General features: G+C 65.9%; 7 protein-coding genes. 5 read left to right on the top strand and 2 right to left on the bottom strand.

Annotated elements, in window-relative coordinates:
• On the bottom strand, positions 1-1143 hold a 1143-nt coding region (locus tag ABZW74_RS23145), incomplete at its 3' end, for a GAF domain-containing protein (protein WP_355279694.1).
• Positions 1144-1298: 155 nt separating this feature from the next.
• On the opposite strand from ABZW74_RS23145, the gene ABZW74_RS23140 reads away from it, so the two are divergent.
• Positions 1299-3161, top strand: a complete 1863-nt coding sequence (locus tag ABZW74_RS23140) for an NAD(P)/FAD-dependent oxidoreductase (RefSeq protein WP_240862421.1) — start codon at positions 1299-1301, stop codon at positions 3159-3161.
• A gap of 56 nt (positions 3162-3217) precedes the next feature.
• On the opposite strand, the gene ABZW74_RS23135 is transcribed toward ABZW74_RS23140, so the two are convergent.
• The gene (locus ABZW74_RS23135; protein ID WP_240862423.1) at positions 3218-4255 is read right to left on the bottom strand and encodes an aliphatic amidase; all 1038 of its coding nucleotides are present in this window, start codon (positions 4253-4255) and stop codon (positions 3218-3220) included.
• Between the two features lie 170 nt (positions 4256-4425).
• On the opposite strand from ABZW74_RS23135, the gene ABZW74_RS23130 reads away from it, so the two are divergent.
• The 4 genes from ABZW74_RS23130 to ABZW74_RS23115 all read left to right on the top strand — a co-directional run bounded on the left by ABZW74_RS23130 (position 4426) and on the right by ABZW74_RS23115 (position 8031).
• A complete protein-coding gene (locus tag ABZW74_RS23130) occupies positions 4426-5505 on the top strand; it encodes an AAA family ATPase (RefSeq protein WP_240862424.1) in 1080 nt (359 codons plus the stop codon).
• Positions 5498-5950 carry a MarR family transcriptional regulator gene (locus ABZW74_RS23125; RefSeq protein ID WP_240862426.1) on the top strand — a complete coding sequence of 151 codons (453 nt, stop codon included), beginning with the start codon at positions 5498-5500 and terminating at the stop codon, positions 5948-5950. Before ABZW74_RS23130 ends, ABZW74_RS23125 begins: the two co-directional genes overlap by 8 nt.
• A gap of 89 nt (positions 5951-6039) precedes the next feature.
• Entirely contained in the window at positions 6040-7083 is a 1044-nt protein-coding gene (locus ABZW74_RS23120) for a substrate-binding domain-containing protein (RefSeq protein WP_240862427.1), read from the top strand.
• A gap of 81 nt (positions 7084-7164) precedes the next feature.
• Entirely contained in the window at positions 7165-8031 is an 867-nt protein-coding gene (locus tag ABZW74_RS23115; RefSeq protein WP_240862429.1) for a universal stress protein, read from the top strand.
• Positions 8032-8186 lie beyond the last annotated feature (155 nt).

The following is an 8186-nucleotide window of genomic DNA, read 5'->3' as shown; positions in this document are numbered from 1 at the left end:
GGTGACCACACGGTCGTCGACGCCGAAGAGGTGTGCCGACATCTGGGCGGCGGTCGCGCCCGCGGGTTGTTCGGCCAAGTAGGCGAGGATCTGCGCATGCCGCGGTGAGGGTTCGTGCGACCACACACCGGCACCACCGGTGACGCGGACTTGGGGTCGAGATCCGCTCAGGACGAGCTCGACGGTGGTGCGCTGCGCCTCGTCCGAGCCGGTGACGCGGACGAGCCAGCCACCCGGCAGCGGGTCGAGGTCGCATTCGCCGAGGCCGGCAACCCAGGCGCGTCCGGGTGACAGGGTGCGCGGAAGAACAACTCTGCGAGCGGGTGGTACGGCGTCGACCGCGGCAACCCAACCGTGGTTGTCGACCGCCAACGCCGGCCCCGACGACCTCGCCAGGATCGGTGCGGCGACCGCGCGCAGCGCGTCGAGACTCTCCCGATGGTGGTCGCGCAGAGCCGATTCCGCGAGCTTGGCGACCGCGTCGACCAGGGCGAGGGTGGTGGGATGGATGGTCGCTGCCGGACCGCTGACGTCGACGACGCCCAGTACCGAACCCGTCCGGGGGTCGGTGATCGGGGCACCGGCACACGTCCACGAATGGTGACTGCGCACGAAGTGTTCGGCCGAGAACACCTGGACCGCGCGACCCGACATGAGTGCCGTGCCGATCGCGTTGGTCCCGACCGAGTTCTCCGCCCAACTTGCGCCCTCCACAAACCCGAGCCGGTCGGCTTTGCCCAGCACCCGGGTCGCCCCGCTGCGCCACAACACACGGCCGCCCCGATCCGCCACGACCAGGATGTTGTCGCCGTCGGCGATCACCGCGTCGAGCCCCCGTGTCAGGTCTTCGAGGATCAGCGAGAGACCGGACTCCTGACGCCGCGCCTCGAGGTCACCCACGGCGAGTGCGTTGTCGGGGCCACCGAGTTCGGGATCGACTCCCGCGGTGAGCACCCGGTCCCACGAGTCGCTGATGACCGACCGCGGACGTGCGGGCAATCGTTCACCCGCCATCGCGGCGTCGTACACGGCGCTGAGAACCTGGGCGAACTGGCGCGGATCGTCGCCGGCCGCGACCGCAGGTTCGGGGGCCGATCGTGCGCCATGCTCGCTACGCTCCCGGCGCTGTTGTAGTGAACTCATCGATTCCGATTGTGCTCCCGATCACACCGTCGGGCAAAGGCCGCAGCACACCGCAACCCCGTGCAACCCTTGCCGCCACCCCGGCGACGGCGGTGTGCTGTGGATCACACGCCACCGAGTTCGACGGTGCGCGATCGATTCCAGAGGAGCCTGACATGACCCAGACACTCGAACCGGCCACCGCCACGAGCGCCACCAACACGACCGGGGAGGCGGCGGGCCCACAGCAACGGGTGGATACCTGGTTGCGGCGCTTCGAGACCGCCCTGGCGACGCGCGACATCACCGCCGCGACCTCGTTGTTCGCCGTCGACAGCTACTGGCGCGACCTGGTCGCCTTCACCTGGAACCTGAACACGGTCGAGGGCCGTGACCAGATCGCCGACATGCTCGAGAACCGGCTCGCGGGTGCCGACCCCACCGGATTCGCCACCACCGAACCCGCGACCGACGACGACGGCGTGGCGTCGGCGTTCATTTCGTTCGAGACCGCCGTCGGCCGCTGTGAAGGCCACCTCCGGCTCCGCCGCAACGCCGACACCGGCGACGACGAGGCGTGGACGTTGCTGACGACGCTGCAGGAACTCAAGGGACACGAGGAGTCCGCGGGCCACACGCGGATCCGGGGTGCGGTGCACGGCTCCGACCCAGATCCGCGCTCCTGGGCGGAGAAGAAGGAGGCCGAAGACGCCGAACTCGGCCGCACCGTGCAGCCGTATGTCCTGGTCATCGGCGGCGGGCAGGGCGGCATCGCTCTGGGTGCACGTCTGCGTCAACTCGGGGTACCGGCGATCGTCGTCGACAAGCACGACCGGCCGGGCGACCAGTGGCGCAAACGCTACAAGTCGCTGTGCCTGCACGACCCGGTCTGGTACGACCATCTGCCCTACTTGCCGTTCCCGGCGAACTGGCCGGTGTTCGCACCCAAGGACAAGATCGGCGACTGGCTGGAGTTCTACACCAAGGTGATGGAGGTTCCGTATTGGAGCCGGACCGAATGCACGTCGGCCACCTACGACGAGGGGTCGGGGCAGTGGACCGTCGAGCTGAACCGCGACGGTGAGCAGATGACGTTGCATCCGACACAGTTGGTGCTCGCCACCGGCATGTCGGGCAAGGCCAACGTGCCGGCGTTCGAGGGGCGCGACGTCTTTGCCGGAGAGCAGCATCACTCGAGTCAGCACCCGGGGCCCGACGCCTACGCCGGCAAGAAGGTCGTGGTCATCGGTGCAAACAACTCCGCGCACGACATCTGTAAGGCATTGGTGGAGAACGGGATCGACACCACCATGGTGCAGCGTTCGTCGACGCACATCGTACGGTCGGACTCCCTGATGGAGATCGGTCTGGGCGCTCTCTACAGCGAGCAGGCGGTGGAATCGGGGATGACCACCAAGAAGGCCGACCTCACCTTCGCCTCACTGCCCTACCGGATCATGCACGAGTTCCAGATCCCGCTCTACAACCAGATCCGGGAGCGCGACAAAGACTTCTACGCCCGCCTCGAGGCCGCCGGCTTCGACCTCGACTTCGGCGACGACGACTCCGGGCTCTTCATGAAATACCTCCGGCGCGGATCGGGCTACTACATCGATGTCGGCGCCTGCGAACTGGTGGCCGACGGCACCATCAAGCTCGCCCACGGCGACGTCGATCACCTCACCGAGAACAGCGTGGTGCTCGCCGACGGCACGGAACTGCCGGCCGACGTGATCGTCTACGCCACCGGGTACGGGTCGATGAACGGCTGGGCGGCCGACCTCATGGGCCAGGAAGTCGCCGACCGCGTCGGCAAGGTGTGGGGTCTGGGCTCGGAGACCACCAAGGATCCCGGCCCGTGGGAGGGCGAGCAGCGCAACATGTGGAAGCCCACCCAGCAGCCGGGCTTGTGGTTCCACGGCGGCAATCTTCACCAGTCGCGGCACTATTCGCTGTACTTGGCACTCCAGTTGAAGGCGCGCTACGAGGGCATCCCCACCCCGGTATACGGCCTGCAGGAAGTGCACCACCTGAGCTGACCACGAGATCCACTCGGGCTCGGCGCGTTCTCTCCGACGCGCCGAGCCCGAGTGGGTCAGGCCTCCATCACCTTCTCGGAGGGGAGGTCGTACACGGGGCATTCGGCGACACCGATCGTCTCGCGCGTGATGGCCTCGACCTGCTTCTGTGTTGCCTCTGCGTCGGTGACCCAGTTGCGGTAGAAGTCGAACGGGCACTCGGCCACGCCCTTGTCGCCGTCGCCGCCGGCAAGCACGCCCGTGTAACCGCGGTGCAGCAGTTTGAACAGGTGGTTCTGCGACTGGTCGAAGCGCCGCGCGTCCCGGATGGTCGACAACGACAACTGCGCGTACTGAACGCCGTATTCCTCTTCCCCGCATTCGCCAAGTGTTCGACCGTCGAACCCGATGATCGCGCTGTGCCCGAAATAGGAGTAGACGCCGTCCCACCCGGTGGCGTTGGCCACCGCGACGTAGCAATTGTTGGCCCATGCCATCGCCTTGGCCATCAGCACCTGCTGTTCCTTGGCCGGGTACATGTAGCCCTGCGGGCGGACGACCAACTCGGCGCCCTTCATCGCGCAATCGCGCCAGATCTCCGGGTAGTTGCCGTCGTCGCAGATGATCAGCGAGATCTTGAGACCCTTGGGCCCGTCGGTGACGTAGGTCTGCCCACCTGGATACCAGCCTTCGATCGGCGTCCAGGGCAAGATCTTTCGGTACTTCTGGACGATTTCGCCCTCGTCGTTGATCAACACCAGCGTGTTGTACGGCGGCTTGTTGGGATGATCCTCGTGGCGTTCGCCGGTGATCGAGAAGACACCCCAGGTCTTGGCCTCACGGCACGCTGCCGAAAAGATGTCGGTCTCATCCCCCGGCACGGTGGCCGCCGTGGCGTACATCTCCTCGGTGTCGTACATGATGCCCTGCGTCGAATACTCCGGGAAGACGACGAGGTCCATCCCGGGCAAACCGCTCTTCATACCCACGACCATCTCGGCGATCGCCTTGGCGTTGTCGAGTACCTCCGCACGCGTATGCAGGCGCGGCATCTTGTAGTTGACGACCGCCACTCCGACCGTGTCCGGACTGGATGCGATGTCACCGTGACGCATGTCGACTCCTCGTCGCTCAGATTTACTTCCAAATGGAAGAATTGTCACACAAACGTACCTCAATCACGATTGCCATCGCGTGTCATCGAGGTTGTGAACTCGTGACACCTCAAGATCGGCACCTCGGCGCGCAGCATGATCTACTTTCAATTGGAAGAAAAGGAGGGCGAATGTCCGGACATCTGGCAGCGAGGTTCCACGATCTCGACACCACCGGCGGATTCCGACTCGGTGACGCACGGTCGGTCGACGATCTTCGACGCGGATTGTCCGGGGCGATCGTCGGGCAGGACGAGGGGGTCGACGCCGTGGTCCGCGCGCTGATGATCGCCGGTGCAGGACTCGCCGATCGCCGCAGGCCGATCGCCTCGCTGCTGTTCGTCGGCCCAACCGGCGTCGGCAAGACCGAGATGGCGCGTCGCATCGCCCACCTCGTCCGCGGCGATGCCGACAATCTGTGTCGGATCGACATGAACTCCCTCGCGCAGGAGCATTACGCGGCATCACTGTCGGGCGCACCGCCCGGCTACGCGGGCTCGAAGGAATCCTTCACCCTCTTCGAGCGGGACAAGATCGAGGGCACGGTGTCGCGCCCGGGCGTGGTGCTGTTCGACGAGATCGAGAAGGCCCACCCCACGGTGCTGCGCGCGCTGTTGCAGATCCTCGACGCGGGAACGTTGCGCATCGCGTCCGGCACCAGCACCATCGACTTCCGCAATTCCATCGTGCTGTTGACGTCGAACCTCGGAACCCGCGAGATTCACGACCTGCGCCGAACTCGGCGATGGGCACCGATCGGCGCAGCGAGTCGGGTCGTCGACCGGATTCGACATGGGCGGCGCGACGAGACGGCGATCGCCGTGGACGCCGTGCGCGACTTTCTCGATCCCGAACTGTTCAACCGGTTCGACGAGATCATCGCCTTCCGTTCGATCGACACCGGAACAGCGCGGCGCGTCGTCGACCTCGAGGTCGAGCGTCTCACCGACGAACTCGCCACACGCGGAGTTCTCTGCACTGTCACCGACGACGCCCGAACCTGTTTGGCAACAACAGGTTTCGATGAACGGTACGGTGCCCGACACCTGCATCGCACGCTTCGACGGGAGATCCACGCGCCGATCGCCGAACGCCTTCTCCGACGACCCGCCGGCCCGATTCCACTTCTCATCACCGTCGACGTCAGCGAGGACGTCATCGTGATCAGTGACACCGAGCCATCCACAGAATCAGGGGCAGGCGATGAATGACTCCGATCGCATGGTCGACACTCCCACGGCCAGTACCCCCGCCGACGATCCGCTGGCCCTCAGTCTGCTGCGGGGAGCGCAGCTGATCGAGGAACGACTTGCACCCGCGCTCGCCGAACTGGGCGTCAGCACCGAGCAGTGGCGCGTGCTGGCAGTGCTCGCCGGCGGTGAGGGCAGAACCATGACCGACCTGTCTCGTCTGACGGTGCAGGCTCCCGCCACCGCGACACGCACCGTCGACAAGCTGATCTCTCTCGCGATGGTCTACCGCCGGGTGGACCCGCTGGACCGGCGACGAGTGATGGTGTTCCTCAGTCCGCACGGAGCTCAGGCCATCACCTCGGTTCGTGAGCGCGAGCGCGACATCGAAACCGACATCGCGCGCAGCCTCGGATCGCGTCGCTTTCTGGCGCTGACCGACGGCCTCACCCACCTCACCCGGTGACACACTCGACACACTGCTGACGTGCAGGCAACGCCGAGGTAACCGGTTCTCGGCACACTGGGGGACGCACCCCAGGTGGCAGGACGGATATGAAACTCGGACTCGTGATACCGCAGAGCGGCCCATCGGGCATCTTCGGGCCATCGTGCGCAGCAAGCGCCCAACTCGCGATCGAGGAGATCAACGCTTCCGGCGGAATCCTCGGAAACGAGGTGACAAGCACGACGATCGACGGTGGTCGAACACCGGCCACGGTGGCTACCGCAGTCGCCAACGCCGAGGTCGACGCTGTCGTCGGGTGGCACACGTCGGCGGTGCGATGCCGCCTCGTGGCCGCGCTCGACGGACGTATCCCCTACGTGTACACCGCCGTGTACGAGGGTGGCGAGGGCGCCGACGGCACTTTCATGACCGGGGAGGTGCCGGAGACCCAGGTGCTGCCTGCGCTGGACTGGATGTCCCGCGAACTCGGCATCGCGCGGTGGGCGGTGGTCGGGAGCGACTACGTGTGGCCGCGACTGACCGTGACCCACATGATCGACCGGCTCCGCGACTCCGACGCGCAAGCGAGTGTGGTGTCGGCGTCGTTTCTGCCGCTGGGCTGCCCCGACTTCACCGAAGTGCTCGATCGGATCGAGTCATCCGACGCCACCGGCGTGCTCGTCCTGCTTCTCGGTGACGACGCCGTGCGATTCAATCAGCAGTTCGCCGCTCGGGACCTCACCGAGCGCTGCATTCGACTGAGCCCACTCATGGACGAGAACATGCTGATGGCCACCGGGGCAGGGGCGACGCATCAGCTGTATTCCGTTTCCGGCTACTTCGAGTCACTCGCCACCGCATTCAGCCTCGACTTCGAAAGTCGCTACGTTTCCCGCTTCGGAGCCTGGGCGCCGCCGCTGACCTCCCCCGGCGAGTCGTGTTATGAGGGAATGCATCTGCTGGCCGAACTGACCCGGCGTGCCGGTGCGACCGGGACCACCTCGCTCGAGCGAGCCGCGACCGACCCGTTCACCTACGCCAGCCCGCGCGGTGAGGTGTCGTTGACCGATCGTCACCTGCGCCAGGACATCTACATCGCTGCGGCCGACGCGATGGAGTTCGACGTCCTCGCAAAGGTCAGTTCCGCCTGACCGGGTTTCACGGGGCGCCCGTACCCGTGTGGACTAACGTCTGAGGTGGGCATGGTTGCCAACCTGAGAACGGGAGTGCGGATGAAGATCCTCGTTGCATACATCGCCACAGCGGGCGGCAGGGATGCGGTCGCGCTCGGTGCAACACTTGCCGGCACGTTCGGTGCGGAGCTGGAGATCTGCGTGGTCCTTCCGCCCGAGCCCGACAATCCGACCGAAGAAGTCGAACGACTCTCGGACACGCTCGACGCGACCGCGCAGGGCTGGCTCGACGAAGCCGCCGCACTCGTGCACGACGGAATTCCCACAACGACCTCGGTGGCCGTGCACGCCAATCCCGCGGGCGGGCTGATCGAGCGGGCAGAAGACGTCGACGCCGGTCTGCTGGTCATCGGTGGCTCGGGTGGAGGCATCGTCGGACGCCACACACTCGGCACCGTCGTCAACGACATCCTGCATTCGTCTCCCGTGCCGGTCGCCCTGGCACCCTTGGGCTTCAGCCACACCGGTCCCGAGCGGATCGGCCGGCTCAGCACCGCACTCGGAATGCGTCCCGGCGCAGGTCATCTCGTCGACACCATCGTCGATTTCTGCCAGGCAGGCAAGGTTCCGCTCAGGCTGGTGTCGCTTGTCGCTCTCGACGACATGGATCACCACCGCGGACGCGGCATCGACGACGCCGTCGCACACGCACGCACCCACATCGACAAGGCGACCGGTGAGATCTCCGCCAGACTGCCGGAGACCGTGCCGGTGACGTCGGCCGTCGTGCAGGGCGACAGCATCGAAGAAGCGGTCGCAGGTATTGATTGGGCCGACGACGACGTCATCGTCGTCGGGTCGAGCCGGCTCGCCGCGCCGCGGCGGATCTTCCTCGGCACCACGGCCGCGAAGATGCTTCGCGTTCTGGCCATCCCGATGATCGTGGTGCCGTCCACGGCACAGTGATCGAGAGCATCGAGGCCGGCAGCGCAACGAAAACGGCCGCCGCCAGACGAATAGCTGGGAAATAGCACAAGACCCCGTATTCGATATGAATGTATCGAATACGGGGTCTTGATGAAGTTGTGTTCGGCGGTGTCCTACTCTCCCACACTGGTTAA

Origin of the sequence: Gordonia sp. NPDC003585 (assembly GCF_040610755.1) — a bacterium.
In the GTDB taxonomy this organism is placed as follows: Bacteria; Actinomycetota; Actinomycetes; order Mycobacteriales; family Mycobacteriaceae; genus Gordonia.
This window is presented reverse-complemented; position numbering and strand designations above follow the sequence as displayed.